Origin of the sequence: Porphyromonas sp. oral taxon 278 str. W7784 (assembly GCF_000467855.2) — a bacterium.
Classification (GTDB): domain Bacteria; phylum Bacteroidota; class Bacteroidia; order Bacteroidales; family Porphyromonadaceae; genus Porphyromonas.
On the sequence record NZ_KI259228.1, the window covers coordinates 88,854 to 103,004 of the forward strand.

At 56.5% G+C, this 14,151-nt stretch carries 14 protein-coding genes and 1 other RNA gene; 13 read left to right on the forward strand and 2 right to left on the reverse strand.

Annotation, left to right across the window (positions count from 1 at the left end; translation table 11 throughout):
• Positions 1–41 precede the first annotated feature (41 nt).
• Genes HMPREF1556_RS02750 through HMPREF1556_RS02760 form a run of 3 tightly spaced genes read left to right on the forward strand, consistent with a single transcriptional unit; the run spans position 42 to position 3,661 of the window.
• Positions 42–1,079: an alpha/beta hydrolase gene (locus tag HMPREF1556_RS02750; protein WP_021666703.1), complete on the forward strand. Its 1,038-nt coding sequence runs from the start codon at positions 42–44 to the stop codon at positions 1,077–1,079.
• Between the two features lie 3 nt (positions 1,080–1,082).
• On the forward strand, positions 1,083–2,132 hold the full coding sequence (gene ruvB, locus HMPREF1556_RS02755; RefSeq protein ID WP_021666704.1) for a Holliday junction branch migration DNA helicase RuvB: 1,050 nt from the start codon (positions 1,083–1,085) through the stop codon (positions 2,130–2,132).
• Between the two features lie 23 nt (positions 2,133–2,155).
• Positions 2,156–3,661 carry a lipopolysaccharide biosynthesis protein gene (locus HMPREF1556_RS02760; RefSeq protein ID WP_021666705.1) on the forward strand — a complete coding sequence of 502 codons (1,506 nt, stop codon included), beginning with the start codon at positions 2,156–2,158 and terminating at the stop codon, positions 3,659–3,661.
• Positions 3,662–3,845: 184 nt separating this feature from the next.
• Here the strand turns inward: HMPREF1556_RS02760 and lptB are convergent, their stop codons facing one another.
• Positions 3,846–4,607, reverse strand: a complete 762-nt coding sequence (lptB, locus tag HMPREF1556_RS02765; RefSeq protein ID WP_021666707.1) for an LPS export ABC transporter ATP-binding protein — start codon at positions 4,605–4,607, stop codon at positions 3,846–3,848.
• A gap of 60 nt (positions 4,608–4,667) precedes the next feature.
• Positions 4,668–5,501 (reverse strand): enoyl-ACP reductase, encoded by an 834-nt coding sequence (locus tag HMPREF1556_RS02770; protein WP_021666708.1) that lies wholly within the window; start codon positions 5,499–5,501, stop codon positions 4,668–4,670.
• 424 nt (positions 5,502–5,925) lie between these two features.
• Here HMPREF1556_RS02770 and HMPREF1556_RS02775 point away from each other — a divergent pair, with 424 nt between their 5' ends.
• From HMPREF1556_RS02775 to HMPREF1556_RS02815, 10 genes are all read left to right on the forward strand, one after another.
• Complete coding sequence (locus tag HMPREF1556_RS02775; protein WP_021666709.1) at positions 5,926–6,258, forward strand: hypothetical protein; 333 nt, start codon at positions 5,926–5,928, stop codon at positions 6,256–6,258.
• 8 nt (positions 6,259–6,266) lie between these two features.
• Positions 6,267–7,013: a tRNA (guanosine(46)-N7)-methyltransferase TrmB gene (gene trmB, locus HMPREF1556_RS02780; RefSeq protein ID WP_021666710.1), complete on the forward strand. Its 747-nt coding sequence runs from the start codon at positions 6,267–6,269 to the stop codon at positions 7,011–7,013.
• Positions 7,014–7,020: 7 nt separating this feature from the next.
• Positions 7,021–8,133, forward strand: coding sequence for an Mrp/NBP35 family ATP-binding protein (locus tag HMPREF1556_RS02785; RefSeq protein ID WP_021666711.1), 1,113 nt, complete (start codon positions 7,021–7,023; stop codon positions 8,131–8,133).
• A 14-nt stretch (positions 8,134–8,147) separates the two neighbouring features.
• Positions 8,148–8,535: RNase P RNA component class A (gene rnpB, locus HMPREF1556_RS03025), an RNA gene on the forward strand.
• Between the two features lie 39 nt (positions 8,536–8,574).
• Positions 8,575–9,924 (forward strand): YihY/virulence factor BrkB family protein, encoded by a 1,350-nt coding sequence (locus tag HMPREF1556_RS02790; protein ID WP_021666712.1) that lies wholly within the window; start codon positions 8,575–8,577, stop codon positions 9,922–9,924.
• A 38-nt stretch (positions 9,925–9,962) separates the two neighbouring features.
• Positions 9,963–10,313: a CidA/LrgA family protein gene (locus tag HMPREF1556_RS02795; protein ID WP_021666713.1), complete on the forward strand. Its 351-nt coding sequence runs from the start codon at positions 9,963–9,965 to the stop codon at positions 10,311–10,313.
• Positions 10,313–11,005, forward strand: coding sequence for an LrgB family protein (locus tag HMPREF1556_RS02800; RefSeq protein ID WP_369795589.1), 693 nt, complete (start codon positions 10,313–10,315; stop codon positions 11,003–11,005). The genes HMPREF1556_RS02795 and HMPREF1556_RS02800 overlap by 1 nt, the downstream gene beginning before the upstream one ends.
• A 70-nt stretch (positions 11,006–11,075) precedes the next feature.
• Positions 11,076–12,416, forward strand: coding sequence for a dGTP triphosphohydrolase (gene dgt, locus HMPREF1556_RS02805; RefSeq protein WP_021666715.1), 1,341 nt, complete (start codon positions 11,076–11,078; stop codon positions 12,414–12,416).
• Positions 12,417–12,486: 70 nt separating this feature from the next.
• A complete protein-coding gene (locus tag HMPREF1556_RS02810) occupies positions 12,487–13,482 on the forward strand; it encodes a type I phosphomannose isomerase catalytic subunit (protein ID WP_021666716.1) in 996 nt (331 codons plus the stop codon).
• A gap of 20 nt (positions 13,483–13,502) precedes the next feature.
• A complete protein-coding gene (locus HMPREF1556_RS02815; RefSeq protein ID WP_021666717.1) occupies positions 13,503–13,823 on the forward strand; it encodes a MerR family transcriptional regulator in 321 nt (106 codons plus the stop codon).
• Positions 13,824–14,151 lie beyond the last annotated feature (328 nt).

Consider the following 14,151-nt stretch of genomic DNA (forward strand, 5'->3'; position numbering starts at 1 on the left):
ATTTGGTTACCTTTGTACTTCATATAATAGAAGCAACGGCTATGAAGATTCAGCTCCGACAGATCATCCTTATCCTCGTCCTCGGGTGCGTCCTCGAGGGAGCCCCGCTCTGCGCTCAATGGCGAGCCGACATCCTCCCAGGCTACAGCCAGCTTACCCTCCCGATGGGAGCAGACTATTCGGGAGAGGTGGTAGCTACGCTCGTTCGCCGAGATCGTACTGCTCCCGCCGAGCGGGCTCTGCTGTACGTGCACGGGTACAATGATTACTTCTTCCAAGCAGCCCTCGGGGATAGCATCGCAGCGCATGGCATGGACTTCTATGCGCTTGACCTGAGGAAGTACGGACGCTCCATCATGCCTCACCAAGACCCCTTCGAAGTCAAGGACCTCAAGGAGTACTACGAGGAGCTCCGAGCAGCGATGAAGGAAATTCGCTCGGAGGGAGCGAAGGAGATCTACCTCATGGCGCACTCTACCGGAGGGCTGATCACGTCGCTCTACCTCGAGGACACCAAGAATAGCGACAGCATACGAGCCTTGATCCTCAATAGTCCTTTCTTCGACTTCAACCTCACCAAAGCTCAGGAGAAGGTCCTCCTTCCCCTAGTGACAAGTGTCGCTGGGCTCTTCCCCCGCATCATCATCCTTCCCCCGCTCAAGAAGCCTCATGTCTACGACCAATCGCTCCTGAAGCAGTACTATGGTCGCTGGGAATATGATACTAGATGGAAGAAAGCCTTAGGACACCCCATCCGTCTCGGTTGGCTTCGTGCCATCCGTCGGGGACACAAGCGCGTGCAGAAGGGCTTACAGCTACAGATGCCCATCCTGCTGATGAGCTCCGACAAGAGCCTTCGCTCGCATGGCGTCTGGAGTGAGCAGTGCGCCCAGGCCGACCTAGTACTAGACGTGGAGGATATCCAGCGCTACGGCCAGAGACTAGGAGAGCGGGTCGAAGCCCATCGGATACCGCACGGCCTGCACGACCTCTTCCTCTCTAGCGACACGACGGCCTACCGTGAGGCTTACCGCACGCTCTTCTCGTTCATCGATTCCCTTTCGCCTTCACATCCCTAAGCTATGCCGAGTCTCGACTCCTTCGACATCCGTGATCAATCCAACTTCTCTCCCGAGGAGCAAGACATTGACCGAGCACTTCGTCCCCTCTCCTTCGAGAGCTTCCGAGGCCAAGACAAAGCTGTAGAGAACCTCAAGGTCTTCGTACAGGCAGCGAAGATGCGCTCCGACGCCCTCGACCACGTCCTGCTCTATGGTCCTCCGGGGCTGGGGAAGACGACGCTCTCCCACATCATCGCCTCAGAACTGGGGGTAGGCATCAAGGTCACCTCCGGGCCTGTACTAGACAAGCCTGGAGACCTGGCAGGCTTGCTCACCTCCCTCGAGCCCAATGATGTCCTCTTCATCGACGAAATACATCGTCTGAGCCCGATCGTAGAGGAATACCTCTACTCGGCTATGGAAGACTACCGCATCGACATCATGCTGGATAAGGGGCCTAGCGCTCGCTCCATCCAGATCGATCTCAATCCCTTCACCCTCGTGGGAGCGACGACACGCAGTGGTCTGCTGACTGCTCCTCTGAGAGCTCGCTTCGGGATCAACCTCCACCTCGAGTACTACGACATCGAGACCCTCGCTGGTATCGTCCATCGCTCAGCTGATATCCTCAATACCCCGTGTGAGACCAGTGCTGCCGTCGAGGTAGCCTCACGTAGCCGAGGGACGCCACGTATCGCCAATGCCCTCTTGAGACGAGTGCGAGACTTCGCTCAGGTCAAAGGCAACGGGAGCATCGACAAGGCTATCGCCTGCTATGCGCTAGAGGCGCTGAACATCGACCGCTACGGCCTCGACTACATTGATAATAAGCTCCTCGGGGTGATCATAGACAAGTTCGCTGGCGGGCCTGTAGGCTTGACGACCATCGCCACCGCCCTTGGGGAAGACCCAGGGACGGTAGAGGAAGTCTATGAGCCTTACCTCATCAAGGAGGGCTTCATCAAGCGTACCCCCCGAGGCCGAGAGGCGACAGATCTAGCGTATAGTCACCTCGGTAGGTCGCCTCGTGCTCGCCTCGCTGCGGGCTTCTTCGATGAAGAGAATTACTAATCAGATCTCCACTAGGACTGCGTATGAGTAGCACCCTTACCTCCCTCGTCAAGGACACTGCCGTCTACGGACTGAGTAGCATGTTCGGTCGATTCCTCAACTGGCTCTTGACCTTCGTATATGTACGTATCCTCATCCCGGAGGAGTTCGGGCAGATGACTAACCTCTATGCTTGGACTGCGATCCTGATGATCCTCTTGACCTATGGGATGGAGACGGCTTTCTTCCGCTTCGCTAATAAGGAAGATCGCCCCGAGGATGTCTATTCGACGACCCTCTGGTCCCTAGGGGTAAGCTCGCTAGTCTTCGTGCTCCTAGGCTGGCTTTTCCTCGCCCCCTTGGCTTCGGCACTACAGATCACCCAGCATCAGGACCTACTCGTCTACCTCCTGCTGATCGTCGCTAGCGATGCCTTCATGGCGATACCGCTGGGCTACCTGCGCTACGAGCAGCGTCCCTGGAGATTCATGGCCGTGCGGATGAGCTTTGTCCTAGCGACGATCGCCCTGACCCTCTTTGCTTTCTACGTCCTCCCTTACTTAGGAGAGCAGATACCGCTACTAGGAGAGCTTCACCCTAGAGAGCATGCCTTGGAGTATATCTTCGGGATCAACCTCGTGAGCAATGCCCTGCAGATGCTCCTGCTTCTCCCCACACTTCGCAAGGCGACAGGACGCTTCAGTGGGAAGCTTCTACGGGCCATGCTCGTCTATGCGCTACCGATGCTCCTGCTGGGGCTGGCGGGGAACTTCAATAACCAAGCAGATAAGATCCTCTTCCCGCTCCTCTTCGATGATCCTCACTATGCCCACGCCCAACTCGGGATCTACGGCGCTTGCTACAAGCTGGCTGTGGTGATGGTACTCTTCACCCAGGCCTTCCGCTACGCCTATGATCCCTTCATCTTTGCCGAGAAGAAGAAGGGCGAGGAAGCTGCCCGCCGTGCTTACTCGTCGGCTATGACCTACTACGTGCTCTTCACCCTCTTCATCTTCCTAGGGGTGATGAGCTATATAGACGTGCTCAAGCTCCTCATCGCCCCTGCCTACTATCCGGGACTCTCAGTGGTGCCGTGGATCATGGCAGGTCAGCTGATGTTCGGAGTTTACTTCAATCTCTCCCTCTGGTACAAGGTGACCGACCGCACGCATTGGGGGGCTATCCTCTCCGTCATCGGCTGTGTCCTGACCGTGGCTTTGATCGTAGGGCTTGCTCCTAGGTACGGGTTCATGGCCTGCGCTTGGGCTTCGGTCGTCGCCAACGGAGGCGTGATGCTCATCTCCTACTTCCTCGGGCAGCGCTACTATCCCGTGAGCTATGATCTCAAGCGACTAGGGCTGTATAGCCTCCTCACAGCTGGTATCTATGCCGTCCAGCTAGCTCTGAGAGAAGTGCTCCTTGAGGAGAGCGTCTACCTCGTCCTACTGGCTAATACCCTCCTCATCCTCCTCTTCGTAGGCGTCATCTACCGCTACGAGGTGCCCGCTGGAGCAGTAGCTACTCTACGTAAGAAGCTCCTTCGGCGCTAAGACTTCATCAGGGCAAGGCTAGCCCCAACCCCAGCACGAGCGGAAAGGCTTCGTAAGCATAAGGCTGGCCACTAGCCCAGCTCCAAGCGAAAAGCTTCATAGATATAAAAGGATAGCCCCCACATCCTCTCATTGGAGGATGTGGGGGCTATCTGTATGAAGTGGGTTATACTCGCCTCGGGGCTTACTTCCCTCCTGCAGGCGTACCGACATCGAAGGTGCGACGGCGAAGCTGGAAGTCCTTCCCTAGGTACTTCTCTCGGACGATCTCGTTCTCAGCAAGCTCTTCAGCCGTGCCCTCGAAGAGGACCTTCCCCTCAAAGAGCAGGTAAGCTCTATCGGTGATGCTGAGCGTCTCATAGACGTTATGGTCTGTGATCAGAATGCCGATATTCTTGTGGCGCAACTGGGCGACGATACTCTGAATATCCTGCACGGCGATCGGGTCGACCCCTGCGAAGGGTTCGTCGAGCATGATGAACTTCGGGTCGATCGCTAGGCATCGAGCGATCTCGGCACGACGGCGCTCACCTCCCGAGAGACGGTTACCTGCATTGCGGCGCACCTTCTCCAGGCGAAACTCTGCTATGAGTTCCTCGAGGCGCTCCTCCTGCTCCTGCTTCGTCCTATCCGTCAGCTCCAGCACCGAGAGGATATTGTCCTCGACACTGAGACGCCGGTAGATAGAGGCTTCCTGAGCTAGGTAGCCGATACCCGCCTTTGCACGCTTGTAGACAGGGTACTTGGTGATGTCCTCCTCATCGAGGAAGATACGTCCCTCGTTGGGGACGACCAGCCCTACTGTCATGTAGAACGTCGTAGTCTTCCCCGCCCCATTCGGGCCAAGTAGACCGACGATCTCCCCTTGTCCGACCTGGATCGAGACGTGGTTGACGACCGTGCGAGCACGGTAGCGCTTGACGAGGTTCTCCGTGCGAAGTATCATGAAGCTTGCTTAGTGAGGATGAGAGCGAGTACGGGTAGAGAGGATCGGACTCGTAGGGGATTACTTCTCCTGACGAGCAGCACGACCCGCTGCGAAGGCCTCTACAGCTGCAGCGCTCATACCCATGGAGCTGAAGCCCCCGTCGTTGAAGAGATTCTGCATCGTGATCTTGCGAGTCAGGTCGCTGAAGAGGGTGATGCAGTAGTCAGCGCAGTCGTTGGCGTCGGCATTGCCCAGCGGAGCGAGGTCTTCGGCGAAGTCGAGGAGGTCGGTCATGCCCTTGACACCGCTACCGGCCGTAGTGACCGTAGGAGACTGAGAGACGGTGTTGATACGGACGCCCTTGTCACGACCGTAGATATAGCCGAAGCTACGAGCGATCGATTCGAGCAGGCTCTTAGCGTCTGCCATGTCGCTGTAGCCTACGAAGGTGCGCTGAGCAGCGATGTAAGTCAGAGCGACGACAGAGCCACCCTCTGCGATAGCGTCCAGCTTCTTAGCTACCTGGAGCATCTTGTGGAAGGAGACTGCAGACACGTCGAAGGTGGTCTGGAGCATCTTGTAGTCGAGGTCATCGTAGCTACGGCCCTTGCGTACGTTGGGGCTCATCCCGATGGAGTGGAGGACGAAGTCTACCTTACCGAAGGTCTTAATCGCTTCCTGGAAGAGTACTTCTAGTTCTTCCTCCTTAGTAGCGTCAGCGAGGACGACCTTAGCACCTAGCTTTTCGCCGAGCTCATTGAGCTGACCCATGCGGGCAGCCATGGCGGTGTTGGTCAGGATGATCTCTGCGCCTTCTTCGACGGCACGCTCAGCGACACGCCAAGCGATAGACTGTTCGTTGAGGGCACCGAAGATGATCCCCTTCTTACCTGCTAAGAGATTATAGCTCATAGTCGTGATACTTCTTTAAATAAATGAATGATAGGTAGCACAAAGATACGCTTTTTGTGCAAAGGAACTGCTAGAGGGTGGAGTTCTCCCCTATCTGACGCTCTTCCTCGGGGGCAAGGACTGCTCTTCGGGGCGAGGGTGACGAGGGGGTAAAGATGGGGCTCCTCGGGAGGCCCATTTTGCGACCTATGGTAGGTCGTCGAAAAAACCTACTGTGGGTCGCCACGACGACCTACCGTGGGTCGCAAAGACGACCTACAGTAGGTCCCTGAAGGGGTGCTCCGGAGCCCCGTATATACAGGGACTTTGGAGGCCTCTTTTTCTTCAGCCTAAGACTCCCTCTCGAAGCGCCCCAAAAGGCTTTTTATTAACTTTGTGACAAGAATCACGGCTATACCCCGATGGGTAGCCTTATGTAAGTATTATGGCAGAAGAAGATCTCCTAGGATATGATGACGCCGCCTCCGTGGCCTTCATCCGCAACTATATCCCCCAAGAACTAAAAGAGCTCCTCAGTGACGACGATATCGTCTACTTTGTAGACCTCATCTACGACTACTACGAGAGCCGTGGCTACATCAGTGACGACGATGACCTCTCCGACGAAGAGCCTATCGAGGTCGATGAGGACGAACTCGTCGACTATGTCGTGCGCAATGCTAAGAAGGATGGCGTGGGTAAGTTCGACCCCGACCAGATCCGCTTCATCGTACAGGGTGAGCTGGAGTATTGCGAGAGCATCAACCTCTTCGACTAGGCTAGCCGGTGGGAAAGAATAAGCTGGCGAAGTTCGCCGAGATGGAGACCTTCCCCCATGTCTTCCAGTACCCCTTTGCTCGCCTCCAGCAGGAGTCCTTCCCCCTGAAGGGACGCTGGCGGGAGGATTTCTTCCACAACGATCATCCCATCGTCCTCGAGCTCGGGTGCGGTAAGGGCGAATACACGGTAGGTCTCGGAGAGCTCTACCCCGAGAAGAACTTCATCGGTGTAGATGTCAAGGGTGCCCGTATCTGGACGGGGGCCAAGGCCTCCCACGAGGCGGGTATGACCAATGTCGCCTTCCTCCGTGGGGAGATCGAGTCGCTGACGAGCTTCTTCGCTCCAGGTGAGGTGGATGAGATCTGGATCACCTTCCCCGACCCTCAGATGAAGAAGGTCACCAAGCGTCTGACCTCATCACGCTTCCTCCTTCGCTACCTAGAAGTCCTGCGCCCCGGAGGCTCTATCCATCTCAAGACAGATAGCCCCTTCCTCTACACCTATACGAAGGCCTTCGTCGAGCTGAACCGCCAGACGATCCTCGTCGACAAGGACGATCTCTACGACGGCGCCTTTGACGACAAGATCCTTGGTATCAAGACCTACTACGAGCGTCAGTGGCTGAGTCGTGGTCTGACGATCAAGTACCTACACTTCGTCCCCGAGGTGCCCGAGGGAGGCTATGTAGAACCAGATATCGAGATCGAGCCCGATAGCTACCGTAGCTTCAGCCGCTCTCGTCGAGTCCAATAGGCAAACTATGGCCATCACACTCTATCCTAACCTCATCCTTGATGCCCTAAGGAAGGTACGCTACCCTGGCACGGGGCAAGACCTCGTCACCGCAGGGATGGTCGAGGATGATATCCGTATCGAAGGCATGAAGGTCAGCTTCTCGCTGATCTTCGACAAGCCCAATTCACCCTTCACGAAGTCCGTCATCAAGGCTGCCGAAAAGGCGATATTGACCTACGTCAGCCCCGAGGTAGAGATCGAAGGGAATATCCGAGCTAAGGTACCCGAGGTGGTACCTCAGGAATCGCTTCCCCTCCTGCCGAAGGTGAAGAATACGCTAGCGATCTTCTCTGGGAAGGGGGGCGTAGGTAAGAGCACCGTCTCTGCCAACCTAGCCGTCGCCCTCGCACAGGAGGGCTACAAGGTTGGGCTCCTAGATGCCGATATCTTCGGCCCTTCGCAGCCGAAGATGTTTGGCTGTGAGGATGCACGTCCCGTCCTAGAGGATGTCGACGGGCATGAGCTCATCGCTCCCGTAGAGCGCTTCGGTGTGCGTATGCTCTCCATCGGCTTCTTCGTTAATAAGGAGAGCCCCGTACTCTGGCGAGGAAGCATGGCAAGTAATGCTCTCAAGCAGCTACTCACCGAGACCAATTGGGGCGAACTGGATTACCTCCTCATTGACCTGCCTCCAGGGACTAGTGATATTCACCTGACCCTAGTGCAGACCCTTGGACTTACGGGGGCACTCATCGTCACGACGCCCCAGCAGGTAGCCTTGGCCGATGCGATCAAGGGCGTGGGTATGTTCCTCGACGAGCATGTCCAGGTACCCATCATTGGCCTCGTGGAGAACATGGCTTGGTTCACTCCTGCCGAACTTCCACAGAATAGGTACTATATCTTCGGTCGTGATGGTGGCAAGGAACTTGCCGAGGAACTTGACATCCCCCTTCTGGGGCAAATACCACTCATCCAAAGCATCTGTGAGCGTGGTGACGGTGGAGAACCGATTGCCACAGACCGAGAGAGTCTGATGGGGATCTACTTCCGCACCCTCGCACGCAACGTAGCCGAGCAGATCGAGCAGCGCAATGCATCGCAGGCTCCTACACAGCGTGTAGAGATCCATAAATAAGAGAAGAGTCTAGAGCAGTGGGGCGGTCTGTCGCGCCTCCCCCCCAAGGGGAGCGAGGTGAGGAACGTCCGGGCAACATAGAGCACCATACTTCCTAACGGGAAGCTATCCGTGAGGGTAGGTAGATGTAACAGAGAATGACAGCCACGGGAGCCATGGCCCCCGTGGTGATGGTGAAAAGGTGAGGTAAGAGCTCACCGGAGTGTATAGCAATATATGCTGCCGTACATCCTATGGGTTGCAAGGTCATGTAAACCGACGCTACGAGGGTTGCTCGCCCCATGTCGGAGGGTAGACCGCACGAGATAGTAGGTGACTACTATCCTAGATAAATGACAGACACTCCCTGAGAGGGGCGACCCACGGGGAGTACAGAACTCGGCTTATAGCTCCACTGCTTCTAGCTCTCTTTCTCATACCCTCCCTTAGCCCCTAGAGACTATGTCCAGCATCCTACGACGTATAGTAGCTCGTGCCCTCGGAGCCTGGCGCTTCGTGACACTCGACATGTGGCGACTCAGCAGAGATACCCTCTCCGCTCCGTACCGCATCCTGGTGGCTACCCTGCGTGTCCTCTATATGACGGTCACGGCCTACATAGATGAGGGGATAGGTACGCTTGCTAGTTCGCTTACCTACAGCACCGTGCTGTCGCTAGTCCCGATGCTGGCCGTCATCATCGGTATTGCCAAGGGCTTTGGCCTACAGGAGACGGTACGTCAAGCTCTGACGAATGCCTTACCTGGACACGAGGTAGAGTTCCAGAAGACCTTTACCTACGTAGAGAACTACCTAGCTCAGGTACAGGGCGGGCTCTTCATCGGTGTGGGGCTCTTGGTACTCTTCTATACCGTCCTGATGCTGATCTCCACGATCGAAGATGCCTTCAACCGACTCTGGCAAGCACCCTATCCTCGCTCTTGGTCCCGACGGATCATCAACTATCTGGGAGCCTTCATCCTCTTCCCCCTGCTTCTGACGGTATCCAGTGGTACGACGATCTTCCTCTCGACCCTAAGCCACACCTATCTCGGTCAGCTAGGAGTCGTATCCACCCTTACGACCCAGATCCTCGGGCTCGTACCCTATGTGCTGATCATCCTTGCCTTCGCTGGCCTGTACTACGCTGTACCTAACGTACGGGTGCACTTCATCCCAGCGCTGGTGGCAGGTGTGATCGCAGGGATCGCTTTCCAGATCTTCCAAGCACTCTACATCAATGGAGTACTCTGGATCTCCCGATACAATGCTATCTATGGGAGCTTTGCCGCCGTCCCCCTTGCCCTGCTCTGGATACAGCTCTCCTGGATCATCGTCCTCCTGGGAGCTCAGATCTCCTACTCGATGCAGCATGTATGGCACTTCACCTCTCCGCCTACCTCTCGTCCCCTCTCTCGTCGCTATGCCGACACGATCTTCATCGCACTGGTTGCTCGCATCACAGCTCGCTACGCTTCGGAGGATGCTGAGCCCTATAGAGCAGAGACCCTAGCTGCGGTCTGTGATCTTCCTCTGAGACAAACTCAGGAAGCCCTTGGGCAACTGCTCCGCATGGGTATCATCATCGAAGTGAACTACGGGCGTGACGAAGTCGAAGGAGGCTACTACCACCCCAACATCGCTCCAGAGCGCCTCACCCTCGGGCTACTGTTAGAGACGATCGATCACTACGGGAGCGAAGTCCTACCCCTCAAGCTCACGGGAGCTCACGCTGCAGCCTGGCAAGCACGAGCACAGGCCTACTCGAGGCTAAGGGAGCGCTCGGATCTTCTCCTTAGAGACCTCATCTAGCTGACCGAAGGACGTCAGCACTCATCATACGTACGCTTATGCAAACGCTTATTAAGATTTTCTTTATTTTCTTCTTCTTCTGGCTGGGGGAATTCATCTCCTACCTGATGGGGGAGTTCGTGCCAGGGAGTGTGATCGGGATGATCTTGCTCTTCCTAGCCCTACAGACGAAGCTCATCAAGGAGGAGCACGTCGACACGCCTGCCAAGACATTCACCGACAATATGGGGCTCTTCTTTATCCCGGCTGGTGTCGGGCTCATGGCTCAGATGGATGTCGTCCTGGCCAACTGGTGGGTCATCCTCGTAGCGGTCGTCGTCAGCTCCATCCTCGTCATCGCTTCGGTGGCCTACGTACAAGAACAAATGGAAAGGAGGCGTAAAGGATGATCACCCATTTCTTCCAGAGCGAGGTCTTCACGATCATGTTCGTCGTCGGCCTCTACCTCATCAATATCAAGATCTACCGACGGGTACGCTTCCCCCTACTGCACCCCGTCCTCTTCACGATCATTGAGCTGATCGTCGTCCTGATGGCGCTACACATCCCCTACTCCACCTTCCAGCAGGGGAGCCGCATGATTCACTTCATGCTTGGGCCGTCCGTCGTCTCACTCGGCTACATCCTCTATCAGCAGGTCGCTCACCTGAAGAAGAATGCCATCTCCATCGTCCTAGCCATCACGGTCGGGGCAGTCATCGGCATTGCTTCTATTGTCGGGATCGGGCATCTCCTTGGGGTGAAGCAGGCGCTCATCGCTTCCCTTGCCCCTAAGTCCGTGACGACACCTATCGCTATGGAGCTAGCGGGCAACAATGGAGGTATACCAGGGCTCACGGCGGTGATCGTAGTCTGCGCAGGTATCCTAGGGAGCATCATTGGCCCTCCGATCATGAAGCTGATGAAGATCAAGAGCCCCGTAGCTAAGGGGCTTGCCCTTGGAGCTTCTTCTCATGGTATTGGCACGGCTGCCGCTATCCAGATGGGCGCCATCGAAGGGGCACTCAGCGGGCTAGCCATCGGGATCATGGGGCTCATCACTTCGATCCTCCTACCCCTCTTCTCTCGCTGGTTCGGCTAGGCGTGCGATATCCCTTACTGAAGAAGCCTATCACGTAGCTCACCCATCGCCCCACCCATTCCTCTAAGACATGCACTGGGAACAATTACTCTCCGACCGACGCCTCGGCGCTGACGCTACGGAGCGTCGCAAGGCTCAGGGACTCGCCCGGAGCGACTTCGAGCGGGACTATGACCGCCTGGTCTTCTCCCCACCCTTTCGTCGCCTGCAGAATAAGACGCAGGTCTTCCCTCTACCGGGGAATATCTTCGTTCACAACCGCCTCACCCATAGCCTCGAGGTCAGTTGCCTTGGGCGCTCGCTGGGGAATATCGTCGGCGACTGCCTAGCGGGGCGCCATCCCAAGGCGCAGGAGATCCCCTTCCGCTCGGGCATCAGTGCCATCGTCAGTGCAGCCTGCTTGGCACACGACATGGGCAATCCTCCCTTCGGGCACAGCGGTGAGCGTGCCATCAGTGCCTACTTCAAGGAAGGCAATGGTCAGCGCTGGGAGGAGCTAGTCAAGGCTGAAGGCGGACGCTGGGAGGACTTCCTGCTCTTCGAGGGGAATGCCAATGCCTTCCGCCTGCTGACGCATCAGTTCAAGGGACGACGCTCTGGGGGCTTTGCCCTTACCTACAGCACCATCGCTAGCATCATCAAGTACCCCTATAGTAGTCTGTCGGCTCAAGGGAAGAATAAGTTTGGCTTCTTCGCCACCGAAGAGGAGACGATACGTGAAGTCGCCACAGAGCTTGGTCTGAAGCAACTCGACGAGGACCCACTGCGCTACGCACGCCATCCGCTCGTCTACCTCGTGGAAGCAGCGGATGACATCTGTTACCAGATCATGGATATCGAGGATGCATGCAAGCTACACATCCTCGGCTACGACGAAGCACAGGGACTTATCCAAGGCTTCTTCGCCGACGACGAACTCCGGGAGATCCAGCACGTAGCCAATACCATCGGTGACCCCAACGAGCGGATGGGTTACCTACGCTCCAAGGCGATTAACTTGCTCGTCGAAGAGGCGGCTTCGCTCTTCCTCGACGCCGAAGAAGCCATCCTCGCAGGTACGTTTGAGGGAAGCCTCATCCAGCACCTCTCGCCCCGATTGCTTTCGGCGTACCAAGCGTGCAGCCGTACTGCCTACGCCAAGATCTATTCTGCCCGCGAAGTCGTCGACGTAGAGCTCGCCGGGCATCGGATCTTCTCGGCTCTACTGGATCAGCTGATCGAAGCGCAGATGCACCCCGACCATCTATACAGCCGTACGCTTCTGAGCCGAGTCAGTAGCCAGTACGAGATGAATCACCCGACGGTATATGGTCGGATCCAATCTTCTCTCGACTACATCTCTGGGATGACGGATATCTACGCGCTGGATCTCTACCGCCGGATCACGGGCATGAACCTACCCGCTGTCTGATTCGTCCGCTCCTGTGGTGAATTAACTACCTTTGCGAAGAATTTAATTATCCATATAACCAACCGTTAGCATGTCTATACAAAGCCTTTATCCTCTGACCTTCGCTCCGCTTCTCAAGGAAGTCATCTGGGGCGGTCAAGCCATCCGTCCATTCAAGGGCCTGGAGCCCGACGAGAAGAAGATCGGAGAGAGCTGGGAGATCTCCCATGTCGATGATAATTACTCTGTGGTAGCCGAAGGCGAGCTCGCAGGCAAGAGCCTCGACGAACTTATCCAGACCTACGGCGAGCGACTCGTAGGCAAGAGCGTACTCGAGCGCTTCGGTCGTCGCTTCCCGCTCTTGATCAAGTTCATCGACGCCCGTGATTACCTGTCGATCCAGGTGCACCCCGACGATGCTCTGGGCATGGCACGACACAATTCCTTCGGCAAGACGGAGATGTGGTACGTCATCAGCGCCACACCGGGGGCTAAGCTCTACAGTGGCTTCGCCGTCCAATCTTCTCCCGAGGACTACGTGCGCCGCATCGAAGAAGGTACGATCGTCGAAGCCCTCGCTGAGTACGAAGTTCGCCCTGGCGATGTCTTCTTCCTCCCTGCTGGGCGTGTCCACGCTATCGGGGCGGGTTGCTTCATCGCCGAGATCCAGCAGACCTCCAACATCACCTACCGCATCTACGACTACGACCGCACGGACGCCGCTGGCAACAAGCGCGAGCTACACACCGAGCTCGCCAAGGACGCCATCGATTACCGCCTCGAGCAGGACTACCGCACGGCATATACGCCGGCTCCCGACCAGCCCGTCGAACTGGTCTCTTGCCGCTACTTCGAGACGAACCTGCTGGACCTCGAGGCTCCACTCTCTCGGGACTGGTCGTCGCTCGACAGCTTCGTGATCTACATCTGCATGGAGGGCAAGGTCAGTCTGCGTGACGCTTCGGGCCACGAGGTCAAGCTTCACCAAGGTCAGAGCGTGCTCGTGCCGGCAGAGAATCCTTCGCTCACCCTCATCCCCAAGGGCAAGGTCAAGCTCCTCGAGACGTACATTCCCCAGGCAAAGTAGCCGAAGGACGCCTTACTGCTATGGCACGTCGTCTCTTCCACCGCATCAAGGAAGTCGCCCACCAGCTCGGCGAACCCGTCTCGACCATCCGTTATTGGGAGAGCGTCTTTCCGCAGATCTCTCCCCAGACCACGCCCAAGGGGGTGCGCCAATACACGGAGAAGGACATCGAGACCTTCCGAGCCATCCGCTACCTCCTTCGGGAGAAGGGGATGACGATCGAGGGAGCGATCAGCCAGCTCAATATCAAGAAGACGAGTCTGGAGCTACGGAGCGACACGCTCTGCCAGCTACGCCAGATCCGCCACCAGCTCCAAGCGCTCCGAGAGGCCTTGGACTAAGGTCCCTCGTCAAGCCTACAGACCCTTCTTCCTCCAGCCAAGTAGCCCCCTCTTTCCCTAGCGGAAGGAGGGGGCTACTCGTATCCAGCACTGCTTCTCCCCCCCTGTCAACGTTCTCCAACACGCCCCGCATTCCCAGCGGGTTTGCAAGGGGTAAAATTTCCGTATATAAGAAAATTTATTTCCGTATATACGAAAAAATATTTTCGCATATGCAGAAATTTATTTCCTTGGGCACAGAAATTTTTCTCCTTCCGCACGGCGGAAAATTTTCGTTCACAAGGCGCCTCGATTTTCTTCCGCAAGAAAATTTATTTCCTTGCGGAAG

What these genes read in the sequence shown, in the direction of transcription:
- HMPREF1556_RS02750 (WP_021666703.1), top strand. Translation starts at nt 42, where the DNA reads ATGAAGATTCAGCTCCGACAGATCATCCTTATCCTCGTCCTCGGGTGC.
- ruvB (WP_021666704.1), top strand. Translation starts at nt 1,083, where the DNA reads ATGCCGAGTCTCGACTCCTTCGACATCCGTGATCAATCCAACTTCTCT.
- HMPREF1556_RS02760 (WP_021666705.1), top strand. Translation starts at nt 2,156, where the DNA reads ATGAGTAGCACCCTTACCTCCCTCGTCAAGGACACTGCCGTCTACGGA.
- lptB (WP_021666707.1), bottom strand. Translation starts at nt 4,607, where the DNA reads ATGATACTTCGCACGGAGAACCTCGTCAAGCGCTACCGTGCTCGCACG.
- HMPREF1556_RS02770 (WP_021666708.1), bottom strand. Translation starts at nt 5,501, where the DNA reads ATGAGCTATAATCTCTTAGCAGGTAAGAAGGGGATCATCTTCGGTGCC.
- HMPREF1556_RS02775 (WP_021666709.1), top strand. Translation starts at nt 5,926, where the DNA reads ATGGCAGAAGAAGATCTCCTAGGATATGATGACGCCGCCTCCGTGGCC.
- HMPREF1556_RS02785 (WP_021666711.1), top strand. Translation starts at nt 7,021, where the DNA reads ATGGCCATCACACTCTATCCTAACCTCATCCTTGATGCCCTAAGGAAG.
- HMPREF1556_RS02790 (WP_021666712.1), top strand. Translation starts at nt 8,575, where the DNA reads ATGTCCAGCATCCTACGACGTATAGTAGCTCGTGCCCTCGGAGCCTGG.
- HMPREF1556_RS02795 (WP_021666713.1), top strand. Translation starts at nt 9,963, where the DNA reads ATGCAAACGCTTATTAAGATTTTCTTTATTTTCTTCTTCTTCTGGCTG.
- dgt (WP_021666715.1), top strand. Translation starts at nt 11,076, where the DNA reads ATGCACTGGGAACAATTACTCTCCGACCGACGCCTCGGCGCTGACGCT.
- HMPREF1556_RS02810 (WP_021666716.1), top strand. Translation starts at nt 12,487, where the DNA reads ATGTCTATACAAAGCCTTTATCCTCTGACCTTCGCTCCGCTTCTCAAG.
- HMPREF1556_RS02815 (WP_021666717.1), top strand. Translation starts at nt 13,503, where the DNA reads ATGGCACGTCGTCTCTTCCACCGCATCAAGGAAGTCGCCCACCAGCTC.